The organism is Kineococcus gurbantunggutensis (genome assembly GCF_050871925.1).
Lineage (GTDB): Bacteria > Actinomycetota > Actinomycetes > Actinomycetales > Kineococcaceae > Kineococcus.
The window spans coordinates 1-16,357 of sequence record NZ_JBJLSG010000022.1 but is presented as its reverse complement, the minus strand read 5'-3'; the positions used below and the strand labels follow the sequence as shown (position 1 = coordinate 16,357).

Here is a 16,357-nt window from a genome sequence, read left to right as displayed (position 1 = left end):
CGGCCGTGCCACCGCTGTCCCTACTGAGGGTAATGCCTCGATTACTCCTCGCGGGTGCTGTCGGGGCAGGACGCCGGACCCCGGCGGCTACAGCGCGTCGAACGTGCCGGTGACGCGGGTGCCCGGCGCGGTGCTGCCGCCGGGCGGCTGGTGGCACGGCCGCAGCGGCACGCCCAGCGGGCCGCCGTCCGCGGTGAACGTCGTGCACCGGAAGGCGACCACGTCCCACTCCACCAGCGAGGCCTGCACGTGCCGGCCGTTCCAGGCGAACGCGGAGTCCTGGATCCGCACGGTGCACTGGAAGGCGTTCACCCCGACCGCGTTGCGCTGCAGCGAGGTGCGGTGCAGGTCCACCCACCCGCCCTGCCCGCAGCCCACCCCCGAGCCGCGGCTGCGCCGCACGGCGCTCTCGCGCAGCACCAGGCCGCCGGGCTCGACCTCGAAGGAGGAGAAGCCCTCGCCGTTGCCGTCGGCGGTGGAGCGCTCCACGATCAGCTGCCCGCCGCGGATCGAGGACCCGGCGATCCGGTTGCCGGTGAACCAGGTGTCCCGCACGACCACGCCGCCGCCCAGCCCGACGGTGACCGCGCCGCCGTTGCCCTCGAACCGCGCGGCGCGCACGCTCGCGCTGACGGGCCGCTCCGGCTCGCCCTCGTCGTAGTCGGCGCCGGCGTCGAGCCCGGCGCCCCAGCCGCGCACCGTGCCGCCGCGCACCGTCACGCCCTGGGCCTGCACCCGCACGCCCACGCCGCCCCCGGCGGCGCCGGGGCCGGTGAGGCGGTGCCCGTTGAGGTTCAGCTCGATCCCGTCGGCGGCCAGGGTCAGGCCCTCACCGCCGGGGCAGTCCACGTCGGCGGCCAGGCGCACGCTCGTGGTGAGCACCGCCCCGCACGGGACGACGACAGCGCGCGGGGGCGCGGCGGTCGCGGTGCCGGGGGTGAGCAGGGCGGTGGCGAGCAGGGCGCCGGCGGCGCTCAGGACCCCGGCGGTGCGGGTCCCGGCGGTGCGGGCCCCGGTGGTGCGGCTCCTGCGGCGGGTCGGGTGGTGCACGGCGGTCTCCTCCGGGTCGAGCGGGTGGGCGGGTGGACGGGTGGGGTGCTCAGCCGGCGGGCCACCCCCTCCCGGTGCTCGCGGCGGGCGCGCTGCCCGGCCCGCACGGCTCCACGGGGAACGGCAGCGGCCCGCCGTCGCGGGTGGCGCCGGTGCAGCGGGCGGTCAGGACGTCCCCGAGGTCCAGGCGCACCGCGGCGTGCACGGTGTTCCACACGAACGCGGACCCGGTGATCCGCGCGCTGCACGCGTCGAGGTCCAGGCCGACGGGGTTGCGCTGCACGGTGGTGCGCTCCAGCACCACGTCGCCGCTCTGCCCGCAGGCCACCCCGCTGCTCCGGTTGCCGCGCACGGTGCTGCCGCGCACGACCAAGCCGTCGCGGTCGTCGCCGTAGGCGAACAGGCCGGTGTCGTTGCCCTCGGCGGTGGAACCCTCCACGAGCAGGCGGCCGCGGTGGTACGCGTACCCGCCCAGCCCGTTGCCGGCCAGCCGGGAGCCGCGCACGCTCAGGGAGCCGCCGTCGATCGCGTGGGCGCCGGTGCCGTTGCCCTCCAGGCGCACGCCGCGCACGGTCGCGCTGGAGGTCTGCAGGGCGAGGCGCAGGTCGCGGTCCACGCCGGCGCGCACCCCCGACGCCCAGCCGCTCACGCGCCCGTTGCGCACGACGACGCCGTCGGCCTCCACCAGCACCCCGGTGGTGAGGGTGGAGGCGGCCCCCGGGCCGGTGAGGTCGTGGCCGTTGAGGTTCAGCTCGATCCCGTCGGCGGCCAGGGTCAGGCCCTGGCCGCCGGGGCAGACGACGTCGGCGGCCAGGCGCGCGCTCGTGGTGAGCACCGCCCCGCACGGGACGACGACCGCGCGCGGGGGCGCGGCGGTGGCGGTGGGCGCGCTCGCGGCGAGCAGGGCGGTGGCGAGCAGCCCCGCGGCGGGCGCGGTGCGCGCGCGGGTGGTTCCCCCGCCGCGCGGCACGGCTCCCCCCCGGCCGCCGGCGGCCGCCGTCACGGGGCCGTCGGCGCGCACGGCTGCACCGTCAGGCGCTCCAGGTCCAGCGCGCCGCCGTCGCGGGTGGCGCCGGTGCAGGTGATCGTGAACACGTCGCCGGTGGCGAGGAAGCCGGAGAGGTGCCGGCCGTTCCACACGAACGCCGAGTCCGCCACGCGTCCGGCGCACAGGAAGACCTCCAGCCCGGTGCCGTTGCGCTGGAACGTGACGCCGGTGGCGTCGAGGTGGCCGTCGGTGCTGCACGAGACTCCGTGGGAGGTGTTGCGCCGCACCAGGACGTCGCGCAGGACGAGCCCGTCGCGGGGCACGGCGGAGGCGTGCAGGCCAGTGGCGTTGCGCTCGACGGTGGAGCCCCGCACGAGCAGGCGCCCGCCGCCGTAGGCGCCGGCGCCGCGCACGTTGCCGCTCAGCCGCGTGCGCTCCAGCGTCAGCGCGACGCCCTCCAGCGCCTCGGCGCCGTGTCCGTTGCCCTCCAGGTGCGCGTCGCGCACCGCGGCGCGCAGCACAGCGTCGGGGTGGGGCTGCTGCGGGTCCTGCGGGGCGGTGACCCCGGCGCGGCCGGACACGGCCGCGCCCCAGCCGCGCACGGTGCCGCCGCGCACCACGACGCCGTCGGCGGCCACGCGCACGCCGGTCGGGCCGCTCTCCACGGCCCCGCTGCCGCGGCCGGGGCCGGTGAGGCGGTGGCCGTTGAGGTTCAGCTCGATCCCGTCGGCGGCCAGGGTCAGCCCGCGCCCGTCGGGGCAGACGACGTCCGCGGCCAGGCGCACGCTGGTGGTGAGCACCGCCCCGCACGGCACGACGACCGCGCGCGGGGGCGCGGCGGCGGCGGTGGGCGCGAGCGCGCCGGCGCTCAGCGCCGCGCAGGCTGCGCTCAGGACCCCGGCGGTGCGGGCCCTGCGGCGGGTCGGGCGGCGGGTCGGGCGGGGGGTCGGGCGGGGGGTCGGGCGGGGGAGCACGGTCGTCTCCTTCGGGTGGGTGCGCTCGGGGTCCCGCCGGCGCGCTGCCGCGCTCGCCCGGCGGGGGGGACCCGCCGGGCGCGGTGGCCGGGCGGGTGCGGAGCGGGGCGGCGGGTGCGGTGGCTGCGCTGCCGTCTCGCACGGTGACCTGCTGAGGGCTCCTGCGACCCCTGCGGTCGGGACGTCCTCGTCCCTCCGAGGGTAGACCCGTCGCGCCCGCCCGGAGCGGTCCCGCGGGCGGGGACCTGCGCGGGGACCCGGGGCGGGTTCCGGCCGGTGGGGGCGGGGCTCAGCCCTCGACGGTCTGCGGCACCAGGGCGTGCTCGCCGCCGCGGCGCCACTCCACCAGCAGGGCGGTGGCGTCGTCGCGCAGCGAGACGCCCGGCCGGCTGAGGATCGTGCGGCGCAGCCGGCGCAGCGTCTCCGCCGCGGGCTGCCCGGCGGCCGCCTGCTGCTCCAGGAAGTCCGAGAGCCCCTCCACGCCCAGCAGCTCGCCGTCCTCGCGGCGGGCCTCGACGAGGCCGTCGGTGTAGAGCAGGACCGCGTCGCCGGACTGCAGCACCTCCTCCGCCACGCTCACGTCACCGCCGAACGACCAGCCCAGCGGGAACGACGGCCGGGCCCGCAGGGTCTTCACGACCCGGGTGCCGCGCAGCAGCAGCGGCGGGGGGTGCCCGGCGCTGACCCACGACAGCGCGCCGGTGGCCCGGTCCAGGCGGGCCAGCACCGCGGTGACGTGCCGGTCCCCGCCGAACTGGCCGGCCACGGCCGCGTCGACCTCGGCGTACGTGGCCGGCAGGTCCAGCCCGGTGCGCCGCGCGCGCCGGTACGCGGCCACCGCCAGCGTCGTCACCGCCGAGGCCGCCAGGCCGTGGCCCATGCCGTCGAAGACGGCCAGGTGCAGGCACTCCTCGTCGTCGGCGTAGTCGAAGGCGTCGCCGCCGTTGTCGTACGCCGGTTCCAGCGCCCCGGAGACGACCAGGTCGTCGGTGGCGTACGTCTGCGGCGGCAGCACCGCGCGCACCATCTCGCTGCCCACCGTCAGCGGCTCGGCGCGCTGCAGGCGGGCGAAGACGTCGCCGTACATGTCCTTGCTGGCCACCACCATCGCCACCAGGTGCGCGCAGCGCTCCAGCACGCTCAGCACGTCCTGCTCCACCCGGGCGCCTTCGGCGGCCACGGGCAGCGTCAGCTCCAGCACCCCCAGGCGGTCGGTGCCGTCCAGCAGCGGCACCCACAGCCGCCGGCGGGCGCCGCCGTCCGGGCCGGGCTCCGCCGCGGCGCCCACGACGCCGGCGGTGCTGAAGGCCCGCCCGGCCATGGAGCCGTCCACGGGCTGGACCTCGCGCCGCACCGTCCCCGGTCCCGGCACGGGCACGAGGCCGGCCTGCTCGTAGCCCGCCAGCCAGAGCTGCACCTCCCCGGCGCCCAGCGCCTCGCGCAGCTCCCCGGCGACGACGCCGGCGACGTCGTGGGGGGCCGACAGGTGGGTGCGCCGCAGGACGCCGTCGAACAGGCGCGCGGCCGCCACGGCGACCTCGCCGGTCAGGTGCCGCTGCTCGCTCACGGCCCCATCATCGCGGCCCGGCCCCGCCGGGCGAGCCGGTTCCCCGCCCGCGGCCCCGCGGGCTCAGGCGCCGGCCAGGTCAGCCCAGGGCTGCACGGGCCGGGCGAAGAAGTCCGTCGCGCCCGGCGCCAGGGACAGCGCCAGCACCGCCGGCCCCAGCGCGCGCAGCGGCAGCACCAGGTCCGCGCAGCCGGTGGCGATCGCCGCCGTCGGCATCCCCGCTGCCCGCGCCTCCGCCGGGGACTGCACCAGCACCCACCCGCCGGCGCGCTTGACGGCCCGCACGCCGCAGGCGCCGTCGTCCAGCCGGCCGGTGAGCACCACGGCGCAGGTGCGGGCGCCGTGCCGGGCGGCCACCGCGCTCAGCACGTCGTCGGCCTGGTGGGGCACGGGCGCGGTGCCCGGCGCGGTGCCGGGCGCGCCCGCCGCGCGCGGCGGCAGCACGTGCACGCCGGGCCGGGTGAGGTCCAGGGAGCGCGCGGCGGCCGCGGGGTCCGCGCCGTGCGCGGGCACGTGCACCGGCAGCGCGGTGCGCGAGCGCAGCAGGCCCGGCAGCAGGTCGCCGCCCGGGGCGCGGTGCTGCACGACCGCCACCGGCACGGGGAAGTCGCCGGGCAGCGCGCCCAGCACGGCGGTCAGGGCCTCCAGCCCGCCGAAGGAGGCGGCCAGGACCACCGCGTCGAACGCCGGTCCCGGCGCCGAGCTGCTCAGCACGGCGCCACTGTACGTCGTTGCGTCAGGTACCTGACGGAGCGCGTGAGGACGCCTCCCCCGGGGTAGGGGGTGGACGTGGACGACCCGACGAGCGCGACGGACGTGGACCCTCGGCGCAACGCGATCCTGCGCTCCCTGCCCGAGACGGAGTTCGCGCGCGTGCTCGCGCGCTGCGAGCGGGTGCGCACGGCGCTGAAGGAGAGCGTCTACGACAGGGGCAAGCCCGTCGAGCACGTCTACTTCCCGCTCACGGCGGTCTTCTCGCACGTCGCGCTCGTCGACGACCAGGTCGTCGTGGAGGTAGGCACGATCGGGCCGGAGGGGTTCGTGGGCCTGCCGGCGTTCCTGGGCACCACCCGCAGCCCCAACGCCACGTTCTCCCAGGTCGAGGGGGACAGCCTGCGGATGAGCGTGGAGGCGCTGCAGGAGGTCCTGCGCGGGGACGGCTCGCTGCACCGCGCCCTGTCCCGCTACACCCAGGCCATGATCATCCAGCTCGCGCAGAACGTGGCGTGCAACACCCAGCACACCGTCGAGGAGCGCGCCGCCCGCTGGCTGCTCATGACCGCCGACCGCGTCGGCGCACCGGAGTTCCCCCTGACCCAGGAGTTCCTCGCGCAGATGCTCGGCGTGCGCCGGCCCACGGTCTCCCTCACCGCGGGCGTGCTGCAGAGCGCCGGGCTGATCCGCTACACCCGGGGGCGGATCACGATCGTCGACCGCGAGGGCCTGCTCGACGCCTCCTGCGACTGCTACCTGCTGCTGCGCGAGGAGTTCGACCGGCTCACCGCCGGGTGAACCCCGCCGCGGGCGCGCCGGCGCACGGGTGCCGCTCCTGCAGCTCCTCGTTCAGCGCCCGCAGCTCCTGCAGGGTGGACGCCAGCTCCGCCTCCGCCTCGGCCAGCGCGCCGCGCAGCGCGCCGAGCTGCTCCGCCTGCACGGCGACCTGCTCGTGCGCCGCGCGCAGCGCGGCCCGCAGGGCCGCCACGTCCTCGCCGCTCCCCGCGGCGTCCCCGGCCGCGCCCCGCTCCACCGCCGGCGCGTGCGCCACCGGGGCGGCGGCGAGCACGCGCTGCAGGCGCTCGGCGCGCGCGCGCACGCGGGCGTCCACGTCGCGGGTGTGCGCGACCGCCTCCGCCGCCCGCCGGGCGCGCTCGTCGATCTCCCGCTGCCGGTCGGCGATCCGCTGATCGCGCAGGGTGAACGGGTCGGCGGGGTCCTCCAGCGCTGCCACGCCACGACGCTAACCGCGCCGGTCGAGCGCTCACCCCGGCCCGGGGGTCAGTCCAGCGAGCCTTCCCACGGACGCGGCTCGCCGCCGCGCAGCTGCCGGCCGAACTCCCCGACGATCCAGCGCGCCAGCTCGGCCACGTCCGGCGGCTCGACCGCGGTGAGCAGCGCGCCGGCGCGGCCGAGGCGGTCGACCTCCGCCATGCGCTCGATCCAGCGCTCCAGCAGCGCCAGGTGGTCCGGCCGGCGCGCGTACTCCAGGTCCACGCACTCCAGCCCGGCGGCCAGGGCGGCCATCTTGCGGACCTCGGCGGGGTTGAGGTGCCCGCCGTACTCCGCGGTCAGCAGGTCGGTGACGTCCCCGGCGAGCCGCTCGGTGCCGGGGTCGGTGAAGGCGTGCGCCATGCCCAGCAGCCGCAGCTCGCGCAGCACCGCCTCGCGGTGCTCGCGCAGGCGCACCCCGCGCCGCAGCGGGAAGCGCAGCAGCCGCACCGGGGGCGCCCCGGCGCCGGCGCCCGGCGCGGGGGCGGCGGGGCCGGGGCCGGTGGACCCGCTGGTCGGCTCACCGGCGAGCTCGTCGGCGATGGAAGCCCACTCGGCGGCCAGCAGCGAGTCCGCGTCCGGCGTCGGGCCGGCCCCGCCGGGGCGCGCCGCCGCGGTGCTCAGCTCGCACCAGACGGTCTTGCCCCCGCCGGCGGGGTGCACCTCGGTGCCGCGCGCGACGCTGAGCGCGGTGATCAGCGGCAGGCCGCGGCCGGTGGTGGCGGTGAGGCTGCGCGGCACCCACTGCGGGGCGACGGGGGAGGGGTCGGCGACCTCCAGGCGCACCGGGCCGGGGCCGTCCCCCGCCGCGTCCCCCGCCGCGTCCCCCGGGGCGTGGACGGTGAGCACGACCGTGCCGCCGGCGTGCAGCACGGCGTTGGTGACGAGTTCGCTGGCGCACACCTCGGCGTCGGTGACGACGTCCTCGGCCACGGCGCCGGCCAGGACGCGACGCACGTGCCGGCGGGCGAGGGCGGCGCTGGCCGGCTCGGCGGGCAGCGGCAGCGAGCGGTCGGCGTCGTGCACGGTCCCCCCTTCGCCCCGGCGGCCCGGTCCGTGCCGCGCTCGGCACTTCACCACGCACGGTAGAGGATGCGTGACCGAGGGTCGAAGGCCCTAGGGCGCGAGGGACCTCGCCGCGCCACCGGGCGCCGCGCGCACCACCCTGGTGCGGTGATCGACCGCCTGCCCGCCACGACCGCGACGCCCCTGCCGGGCCCGGTGATGATGCACCAGCACTGGGACGACATCGCCTTCCTGCACTGGGCCGTCGACCCCGCGCTGGTCGCCCCGCACCTGCCGCCGGGCACCCGCCCCGACGTGCTCGACGGGCGCACCTACGTGGGGCTGCTGCCGTTCACGCTGCGCGGCGCCGCGCCCGGGCAGCTGCCCGCGGTGCCCTTCCTCGGCACGTTCCTGGAGACGAACGTGCGCTTCTACTCCGTCGACGACGCCGGCCACCGCGGCGTCGTGTTCGCCAGCCTGGACGCCTCCCGGCTGGCGGTGGTGCTCGGGGCGCGCGCGGTGTTCGCGCTGCCGTACCGGTGGTCGCGCATGCGCCACGCCCAGCGGGTGCGCGACGGCGCCCGCGAGCTGCTGTGGACGTGCCGCACGCGCGGCGGGGCCACCAGCCGCGTCGCGGTGCGCGAGGGCGGGCCGCTGAGCGCCCCCGACGACGTGGCGACGTTCGTCAGCGCCCGCTACGGCCTGCACGTGGCGCTGCGCGGCCGCACCCGCTGGATCGCCAACGAGCACGAGCCGTGGCCGCTGCGCCGCGCGGAGGTGCTGGAGCTGGACGACGGCCTGCTCGCCGCCGCCGGGTTCGCCGGGCTGGCCGACCGCGCCCCCGACCACGTCGCCTTCGCCCGGCGCGTCACCACCCGCTTCGCGCTGCCCGGGGAACCCGGGCCCGCACCGGGGCGTTGAGCCGGGGGACACCCGCACCCGAACAGGAGAGGACAGCCGCCGCCGTGCGCGACGACCGTTCCGACGACCCCCCGAGTACCCGCCCCGTCACCGCGCAGCCCGCGCGCCCCCGCACCGCCGAGGGGGTGCGCGACCGGTGACGGACGTGCTCACCCTCCTGCTCGGCGTGCTCGTCGTGCTCCTCATCACCGCCGCGACCGCGTACTTCGTGGCGCAGGAGTTCGCCTACATGTCGGTGGACCGCTCCGAGCTCAACGCCCGCGCCGCCGCCGGCGACGGCGCGGCCCGCCGGGCCCTCTCGGTCACCCGCCGCACCTCGTTCATGCTCTCCGGCGCCCAGCTCGGCATCACCGTCACCGGCCTGCTCGTGGGGTACGTGGCCGAGCCGCTCATCGGCGAGTCCCTCGGCGCCCTGCTCGGCGGGGTGGGGGTCCCCACCGCCGTGAGCGTGGCGACCGGCGCGGTCCTCGCGCTGGTCTTCTCCACGTTCGTGCAGATGCTCTTCGGCGAGCTGTTCCCGAAGAACTACGCCATCGCCCGCCCCGCGCCGGTGGCCACGTGGCTGGCGCGCTCCACCCTGGTCTACCTGAAGGTCTTCGGCCCGCTGGTGCAGGTCTTCGACCGCTCCTCCAACGCGCTGCTGCGCGCCCTGCGCATCGAGCCGGTCCACGACGTCGAGCACGCCGCGACCGCCCGGGACCTGGAGCACATCGTGGAGGAGTCCCGCGAGAGCGGGGACCTGCCCGAGGACCTGGCCGTGCTGCTGGACCGGATCCTGGACTTCCCCCAGCGCGACGCCGAGCACGCGATGGTCCCGCGCTCGCGCGTGGACACCGTCGCGGACACCGACGACCTGGGGCTGGTGCGCGCCCTGATGGCCGTGGGCCACTCGCGCTACCCGGTGGTGGAGGCCGGCAGCGGCGACGTCGTCGGCGTCGTGCACCTGGCCGACCTGCTGGCCACCGCCGAGCCCGACAGCGCCCCCGTCACCGCCATCGCGCGCCCGCCGCTGGTCGTCTCCACCCTCACCGCCCTGCCCGACGTGCTGCGCCGGCTGGCCGGGACGAAGAACCAGCTCGCCTGCGTCGTCGACGAGCACGGCGGGTTCGCCGGCGTCGTCACCGTCGAGGACCTCGCCGAGGAGCTCGTCGGGGAGATCACCGACGAGCACGACGAGGGCACGGGGTACGTGCCGGTGCGGGGCGACGGCGTGTGGGAGGTGCCCGGCGAGGTGCACGTCGACGAGGTCGAGCGCGCCCTGGGCGTGGACCTGCCGCGCGGGGACCACGAGACGGTCGCCGGCCTGGCGATCGCCGCCCACGGCGGCCTTCCCGAGCCGGGCACCGTCCTGGACGTGGAGCTGCCCGCCGACCCGGCCGACCTGGCCCTGGGCGGGGACGCCGCGCCCCGCGTGCTGCGCGTGACGGTCCTGACCGTCGAGCGCCACGTCCCCTCCCGGGTCCGCCTGGAACTGCCCGACGCCCCCGCCGACGCCCCCGCCGACGCCCCCGCCGACGCCACCGCCGGCGACGCCGGCACCACCACCGGCACCACCCACCAGGAGAGCCCCCGATGAGCAGTGACGACCCGTGGGTCGTCGTCCCGGCGACCGTCCTCATCGTCGCGCTGAGCGCGTTCTTCGTGGCGGTGGAGTTCGCGCTGCTGGCCGCCAAGCGGCACCGCCTGGAGGACGCCGCCGGCACCGCCTCCGGCCGCGCCGCGCTGCGCAGCTCCTCGGAGCTGACCGTCCTGCTGGCCGGCTCGCAGCTCGGCATCACCGCCTGCACCCTGGCGCTGGGCGCCATCAGCAAGCCGGCGGTGCACCACTGGCTGACCCCGCTGTTCGAGGCCGTCGGCCTGCCGGCGGTGGCCGCCGACGTCCTGGGGTTCGTCCTGGCCCTGTTCGTCGTCACGTTCGTCCACCTCGTGGTCGGCGAGATGGCCCCGAAGTCCTGGGCCATCGCCCACCCGGAGCGCTCCGCGGTCCTGCTGGCGATCCCGATGCGCGCCTTCATGCGGGTGTTCCGCCCCGTGCTGAAGCTGCTGAACTCCGCGGCCAACGCGCTGGTGCGCCGCGCCGGCGCCGAACCGGCCGACGAGGTCGCCGCCGGGCACAGCCCCGACGCGCTGCGCCACCTGCTGGAGCACTCCGCGAACGTCGGGGCGCTGGACGCGCGGTTCTCCGCGCAGCTCTCCGGGGCCCTGGAGCTGCAGCGCATGACGGTGCGCGAGCTGCTGCGCCCCGGTGCGGCGCTCGCCGCGGTGCCCCCCGGCGCCACCGCCGGGGACGTGCGCGAGGTCACCCGCCGCACCGGGCACCTGCGCGTCCTCGTCGGGGAGGGCGAGCGCGTCACCGGCGTGGTGCACGTGCGCGACACCCTCACCGAACCCGACGACGCGGGCGTGGCCCCGTTCGTGCGGCCGGTGTTCACCCTGGACGCCGGCACCACCGTGCACGCCGCCCTGACGCGGATGCGCGAGACCCGCAACCACCTCGCCCTGGTCACCGGCGCCGGCCCGGACGGCACCGCCGTGCACGGCCTGGTCACGCTGGCCGACGTGCTGCGCCGCCTCCTGCCCGAGCAGGCGCCCGCCGCGGCCGCGGCGGGCTGAGCGGGCGGGCCGGGCGGACCGGGCGGACCGGGCGGGCGGCCCGCTCGCCCGGCTGAGCCGGCCCGCCCGCCGTGGCACGATCGGCCCGTGAGCGAACCGCAGGAACCCGCAGCCCCCGAGGTGCCCGTGTGGGAGCGGCGCTTCCGCGCCGGCCGGGTCGGGCTGCCGGAGTGGGCCGAGGACGCCCCGGACCGCTGCGTGGTGGAGGCCACGGTGAACGGCGTGCTGGAGGTGCACTCCTTCGACGCCGGCACCGGTGCGCTGCACCGCGCCACCGACCGCCCCGAGGGCACCTCCACCGCCACCATCGACCCGGCGGGGGAGTTCGTGTGGTGGTTCGACGACACCGCCGGCGACGAGTTCGGGGTGTGGCGGCGCCAGCCGTTCGGCTCCGGCCCCGGCCAGGGCGTGGAGGACCCCCTCGGGCTGCCGGCCGCCTACCCGGCGGGCCTGGCCCTGGGCCGCAGCGGCGTCGTCGTGGCCGGCGGCAGCGACGACGACTACGGCACCCGCGTGCACGTCGTGGCCGGCGGGCGCTCGCGGGTGCTGTACGAGCACCGCGAGGACGCCTACGTCGGCGACCTGTCCCTGGACGAGCGGTGGGTGGCGCTGTCGCACTCCGAGCACGGCGACTCGCGCCACCCCGACCTGCGGGTGGTGCGCCTCGACGACGGCTCGACGGTGCGCGAGCTGTCCGACGGCCCCGGCAGGGGGGTCTCGCCGGTGGCGTTCGCGCCCGTGCCCGGCGACCCGCGCCTGCTCGTCGAGCACGAGCGCGCCGGCCGCGCCGAGCTGCTCGTGCTCGACGTGAGCACCGGCGAGGAGACCCCCGTCGTGCTCGGCGTGCCCGGGGAGGTGGCCGGCGCGGAGTGGACCCGCGACGCGCGCGGGCTGCTGGTGCTGGTGGACCACCGGGCCCGCACCCTGCTGCACCGGGTGGACCTGACCACCGGCGACGTCAGCGCGATCGGCCCGCGCGAGGGGACCGTCGGCGCGGCCACCGCCCGCCCCGACGGCGAGGTGTGGCTGGCGTGGTCCTCGGCGCAGCGCCCCACGGCGGTGCGCACCCTGTCCGGGGACGTGCTGCTGCGCGCCCCGGGCGAGCCGGCGCCGGAGTCGGTGCCGGTGGAGGACGTCTGGGTCGACGGCGAGGGCGGGCGCGTGCACGCGCTGCTGCGCCGCCCGCCGGGCGCGCACGGCCCGCTGCCGCTGGTGGTGGAGGTCCACGGCGGCCCCACCCACCACGACACCGACGCCTTCCGCGCCTACCCGGCCACCTGGGTGGACGAGGGCTTCGCCGTCGTGCAGGTGAACTACCGCGGCTCCACCGGCTACGGCTCGGCCTGGCGCGACGCGCTGGAGCAGCGCGTGGGGCACACCGAGCTCGCCGACGTCGCCGCCGTGGCCGACCACCTCGTCGCCACCGGCGTGGCCGACCCGCAGCGCCTGGTGCTGGCCGGCGCCTCCTGGGGCGGGTACCTGACGCTGCTGGGGCTGGGCACCCAGCCGCAGCGCTGGGCGGTGGGCCTGGCCGCGGTGCCGGTGGCCGACTACGTCGCCGCGTACGAGGACGAGATGGAGGGCCTGAAGGCCTTCGACCGCTCCCTGTTCGGCGGCTCCCCGCAGCAGGTGCCGGAGAAGTACGAGGACTCCTCGCCGATCACGCACGTCGACGCGGTGCGCGCGCCGGTGCTGGTGCTGGCCGGGCAGAACGACCCGCGCTGCCCGATCCGGCAGATCGAGAACTACCTGGCCCGCCTGGAGCAGCGCGGCGCGGTGCACGAGACGTACCGCTACGACGCTGGCCACGGCTCCCTGCTGGACGACGAGCGGGTGCGCCAGATGCGCGTCGAGCTCGACTTCGTCCGCCGCCACCTGCCCTGACCCCCGCTTCCGCCTCCTCCCCCTCTCCCACCGTGATCAAGGAAGTTGCCACTTCCTTGATCACGGTGGGAGAGGGGCCAGGGGGAGGGAGCGGGGCGGGGTGGCGGGGGTCAGCCGAGGAGCGTCAGGTACAGCAGGGCGACGTTGAGGGCGACGACGAGGGTCACCGCGAGGCTCGCGGCCACCCGGGTGCCCCGGAGGTTGACGTGCTCGCCCATGAGGGCGCGGTCGCCGGTCAGGCGCACCAGCGGCACCAGCGCGAACGGGATGCCGAAGCTGAGCACGACCTGGCTGACGACGAGGGCGCGGGTGGGGTCCACCCCGGCGCCCAGGCACACCAGCGCCGGCACCAGGGTGATCGCGCGGCGCGCCAGCAGCGGCACGTGCACGCGCAGCAGCCCCTCCATGATGACCGAGCCGGCGTAGGCGCCCACCGAGGTCGAGGCCAGGCCGGAGGCCAGCAGCCCGATCGCGAACAGCAGCGCCGCGCCGGGCCCGAGGGTGCCCAGGACGGCGGCGTGCGCGCCCTCGAGGGTGTCGGTGCCCTCCACCCCGCGCAGCGCGGACGCGGCCAGCAGCAGCATGGAGATGTTCACCACGCCGGCCAGGACGAGCGCGCCGACCACGTCGACGCGGGTGGCGCGCAGCACCCGGCGGGTGCCGGCGGCCTCGACGGCGCCGTGGTGGTCGCGGGCCACCGCCGAGTGCAGGTAGATCGCGTGCGGCATGACGGTGGCGCCGAGCATGCTCGCGGCGAGCAGGACCGTCTCGGCGCCGGCGAAGCGGGGCACCAGGCCGGCGGCGGCCTCGCCCGGGTCCGGCGGTGCGAGGAGCACCCCGGAGACGAACCCGGCGACGACCACGAGCAGCAGCGCCACGACGGCCGCCTCGAACCAGCGCACCCCGGCCCTGTTGTGCAGGGCCAGCAGCAGCAGCGAGGCCGCGCCGGTGATGAGCCCGCCCACCAGCAGGGGGGTGCCGAACAGCAGGTTCAGGGCGACGGCGCCGCCGATGACCTCGGCGAGGTCGGTGGCGATCGCGACGAGCTCGGCCTGGCCCCAGTAGGCCAGGCGGGCGGGGGTGCCCAGGCGCTCGCGCAGCAGCTCGGGCATCGTGCGGCCGCTGACGACGCTGAGCTTGGCGGACAGGTACTGCACGAGCACCGCCATGGCGTTGGCGGCCACCAGCACCCACAGCAGCAGGTAGCCGTAGCCGGCGCCGGCGGTGAGGTTCGCGGCGACGTTGCCGGGGTCGACGTAGGCGACGGCGGCGACGAACGCGGGGCCGAGCAGGCGCAGCAGCCCCCGCCCGGGGGCGGGGGTGCGCGCCCGCCGCGCGGCGCGGGTGTCGGTGGTCACGGGCCGACCGTACACAGGATTTCGGCGCCCCGAAATCGGAGCGCGCCCGGTGGCGGGGGGCTCAGAGCTCCTTGCCGTAGCACAGGCACAGCGGGCTGTCGGCCCACTGCCCGAACGCCGGGACGCGCTCGTAGCCCAGCCGCTCGTACAGCGCGACCGCCTCCGGCTGCGCGGTGCCCGTCTCCAGCCGCACCCGCCGCGCGCCGCGCTCGCGCGCCAGCTCCTCGAAGGCGGCGACCATCCGGGTGGCCACGCCGTGCCCGCGCGCGAGCGCGCGCACGAATACCCGCTTCATGTCCACGCCGTCGGGGAACTCCGCCGGGTCGGCGTCGGCCTGCGCGATGCACCCGACCGGCTCGCCGTCCAGCAGGCCCAGCAGGAACCTCGTGCCGGGCGCGAGGTGGTACTCCTCCCGGCTGCCCGAGGGGTAGCGGCGCAGCAGCTCGTCGACGGCCTCGACCAGCAGCGCCTCCAGCCGCGCGTCGCCGCGCTCGGCGGGCACCACGGACACCCGCGGCGCGCCCGCCGCCCCGCGCGCCCCGCTCGTCCCGTCCGTCGTGCCCGTCCCGGTCTCAGGCACCGGCGTCCTCCCGCTGCACCGGGGACTGCACCGGGGACTGCGCCGGGGACTGCACCGCGGGGGTGCGGCGGCGCTGCGCCGGCACCGCGGCCACGGCCGGGTCCAGCGGGGCGCGGCCGGTGGCGTCGGCGCGGGTGGCGATCGCCAGCACGCCCAGCCCCAGCACCGACAGGCCCGCGGCGACCAGGGCGGTGGCGGCGTAGCCGGCGCCGGCGTCGATGACCGCCCCGCCGAGGAAGGCGCCCGCCGCGTTGCCGGTGTTGAACGCCGCCTGCATGGCGGCCGAGGCCATGCTCGCCCCGCCGCCGGCGGCGACGATGGCGCGCGTCTGGATCGCCGAGGACATCGAGAAGGCCGCGAAGGCGAACAGGAAGACCCCGGCGGCCGCGCCGGCGCGCGAGGAGGCCGCCGCGAACAGCGCGGCGAAGACCACGACCAGCGCGGACATGCCCATCACCAGGGTGCGCTGCACGGACCAGTCCGACAGCCGTCCGCCGAGCAGGTTGCCCGCGGTGGCGCCCAGGCCGAAGAGCACCAGGACCCACGACACCGACGACTCGGCGAACCCGGCCTCCTCCGTCAGCAGCGGCGCGACGTAGCTGACCACGGCGAACATCCCGCCGAAGCCGATGACCGTGATGAGCATCGTCAGCCACACCTGGGCGCGGCGGAAGGCGGCGAACTGCGCGCGCAGCGGGCCGTCGGAGGTGCTCACCGAGGGCACCAGCGCCGTGATGGCCGCGGCGGTGACCAGGCCGATCACCCCGACCAGGCCGTACGTCACGCGCCAGCCGAACTGCTGGCCGACCCACGTGCCCAGCGGCACGCCGACGACGTTGGCGACGGTGAGGCCGGCGAACACCAGCGACATGGCCCGGCCCTCCTTTCCCGCGGGCGCCAGCGCGCGCGCCACGACCGCCGCGGTGCCGAAGAACGCCCCGTGGGCCAGGCCGGTGAAGAACCGGGCGGCGACGAGCGCCTCGAACGTGGGGGCCAGCGCGGTGGCGACGTGGCCGACGACGAACACGCCGGTCAGGCCGACCAGGACGCGCTTGCGGGAGAGCGAGTGGGTCAGCGCCGTGAGCGTGGGCGCACCCACGACGACGCCGACGGCGTAGGCCGTGACGATCCAGCCGGCCAGCGGGATGGACACGCCGAACGTCTCGGCCACCTGGGGCAGCAGCCCCATGGAGACGAACTCGGTGGTCCCGATCCCGAAGGCGCCGACGGCCAGGGCCAGGAGGGCGAGGGGCACGGTGGAGCTTCTTCCTGCCGGTGCGGGTGGGGGTGTTCGAGCAGCGCGCCGTCGCCTGTCGACACCCCGATCATCGCGCACGGGAGCGCGGGTGTTCCCGCACCGCCGCGGCGGGTCCCCGAAGACGTTGCCCGGCAGCACCTCCCGGGCGTGGCGCGCGGCCCGGGACGCGCACG

15 protein-coding genes are annotated in these 16,357 nt (G+C 77.6%); 5 read left to right on the top strand and 10 right to left on the bottom strand.

Annotation, left to right across the window (positions count from 1 at the left end; genetic code table 11):
* Positions 1–87 precede the first annotated feature (87 nt).
* The 5 genes from ACRYR7_RS06250 to ACRYR7_RS06230 all read right to left on the bottom strand — a co-directional run bounded on the left by ACRYR7_RS06250 (position 88) and on the right by ACRYR7_RS06230 (position 5,293).
* Positions 88–1,050 (bottom strand): hypothetical protein, encoded by a 963-nt coding sequence (locus ACRYR7_RS06250; RefSeq protein ID WP_432571211.1) that lies wholly within the window; start codon positions 1,048–1,050, stop codon positions 88–90.
* Between the two features lie 49 nt (positions 1,051–1,099).
* The gene (locus tag ACRYR7_RS06245; protein ID WP_432571210.1) at positions 1,100–2,071 is read right to left on the bottom strand and encodes a right-handed parallel beta-helix repeat-containing protein; all 972 of its coding nucleotides are present in this window, start codon (positions 2,069–2,071) and stop codon (positions 1,100–1,102) included.
* Entirely contained in the window at positions 2,050–3,012 is a 963-nt protein-coding gene (locus ACRYR7_RS06240; protein ID WP_432571209.1) for a right-handed parallel beta-helix repeat-containing protein, read from the bottom strand. The genes ACRYR7_RS06245 and ACRYR7_RS06240 overlap by 22 nt, the downstream gene beginning before the upstream one ends.
* Positions 3,013–3,301: 289 nt before the next feature.
* On the bottom strand, positions 3,302–4,579 hold the full coding sequence (locus ACRYR7_RS06235; protein ID WP_432571208.1) for a PP2C family protein-serine/threonine phosphatase: 1,278 nt from the start codon (positions 4,577–4,579) through the stop codon (positions 3,302–3,304).
* 63 nt (positions 4,580–4,642) lie between these two features.
* Positions 4,643–5,293: a chemotaxis protein CheB gene (locus ACRYR7_RS06230; protein WP_432571207.1), complete on the bottom strand. Its 651-nt coding sequence runs from the start codon at positions 5,291–5,293 to the stop codon at positions 4,643–4,645.
* Between the two features lie 75 nt (positions 5,294–5,368).
* Here ACRYR7_RS06230 and ACRYR7_RS06225 point away from each other — a divergent pair, with 75 nt between their 5' ends.
* Entirely contained in the window at positions 5,369–6,091 is a 723-nt protein-coding gene (locus tag ACRYR7_RS06225) for a Crp/Fnr family transcriptional regulator (protein ID WP_432571206.1), read from the top strand.
* On the opposite strand, the gene ACRYR7_RS06220 is transcribed toward ACRYR7_RS06225, so the two are convergent.
* Entirely contained in the window at positions 6,078–6,527 is a 450-nt protein-coding gene (locus tag ACRYR7_RS06220) for a hypothetical protein (protein WP_432571205.1), read from the bottom strand. The genes ACRYR7_RS06225 and ACRYR7_RS06220 overlap by 14 nt on opposite strands.
* Positions 6,528–6,574: 47 nt before the next feature.
* Entirely contained in the window at positions 6,575–7,591 is a 1,017-nt protein-coding gene (locus tag ACRYR7_RS06215) for an ATP-binding protein (protein ID WP_432571204.1), read from the bottom strand.
* 198 nt (positions 7,592–7,789) lie between these two features.
* Here ACRYR7_RS06215 and ACRYR7_RS06210 point away from each other — a divergent pair, with 198 nt between their 5' ends.
* The 4 genes from ACRYR7_RS06210 (at position 7,790) to ACRYR7_RS06195 (ending at position 12,988) form a co-directional block, all read left to right on the top strand.
* Positions 7,790–8,491 (top strand): YqjF family protein, encoded by a 702-nt coding sequence (locus ACRYR7_RS06210; protein ID WP_432571242.1) that lies wholly within the window; start codon positions 7,790–7,792, stop codon positions 8,489–8,491.
* Between the two features lie 136 nt (positions 8,492–8,627).
* Entirely contained in the window at positions 8,628–10,067 is a 1,440-nt protein-coding gene (locus ACRYR7_RS06205) for a hemolysin family protein (protein WP_432571203.1), read from the top strand.
* Positions 10,064–11,104, top strand: a complete 1,041-nt coding sequence (locus ACRYR7_RS06200; protein ID WP_432571202.1) for a hemolysin family protein — start codon at positions 10,064–10,066, stop codon at positions 11,102–11,104. The genes ACRYR7_RS06205 and ACRYR7_RS06200 overlap by 4 nt, the downstream gene beginning before the upstream one ends.
* Positions 11,105–11,191: 87 nt before the next feature.
* A complete protein-coding gene (locus ACRYR7_RS06195; RefSeq protein WP_432571201.1) occupies positions 11,192–12,988 on the top strand; it encodes a S9 family peptidase in 1,797 nt (598 codons plus the stop codon).
* A 110-nt stretch (positions 12,989–13,098) separates the two neighbouring features.
* Here the strand turns inward: ACRYR7_RS06195 and ACRYR7_RS06190 are convergent, their stop codons facing one another.
* From ACRYR7_RS06190 to ACRYR7_RS06180, 3 genes are all read right to left on the bottom strand, one after another.
* Positions 13,099–14,346 carry an Nramp family divalent metal transporter gene (locus tag ACRYR7_RS06190; protein ID WP_432571200.1) on the bottom strand — a complete coding sequence of 416 codons (1,248 nt, stop codon included), beginning with the start codon at positions 14,344–14,346 and terminating at the stop codon, positions 13,099–13,101.
* A 61-nt stretch (positions 14,347–14,407) separates the two neighbouring features.
* Entirely contained in the window at positions 14,408–14,926 is a 519-nt protein-coding gene (locus ACRYR7_RS06185; protein ID WP_432571199.1) for a GNAT family N-acetyltransferase, read from the bottom strand.
* Positions 14,919–16,181, bottom strand: coding sequence for an MFS transporter (locus ACRYR7_RS06180; protein WP_432571198.1), 1,263 nt, complete (start codon positions 16,179–16,181; stop codon positions 14,919–14,921). The genes ACRYR7_RS06185 and ACRYR7_RS06180 overlap by 8 nt, the downstream gene beginning before the upstream one ends.
* Between the last annotated feature and the right edge of the window lie 176 nt (positions 16,182–16,357).

Bases quoted from the DNA above. Each gene is read 5' to 3' on its own strand.
- ACRYR7_RS06200 (WP_432571202.1), top strand. From the start codon at position 10,064: ATGAGCAGTGACGACCCGTGGGTCGTCGTCCCGGCGACCGTCCTCATC.
- ACRYR7_RS06210 (WP_432571242.1), top strand. From the start codon at position 7,790: ATGATGCACCAGCACTGGGACGACATCGCCTTCCTGCACTGGGCCGTC.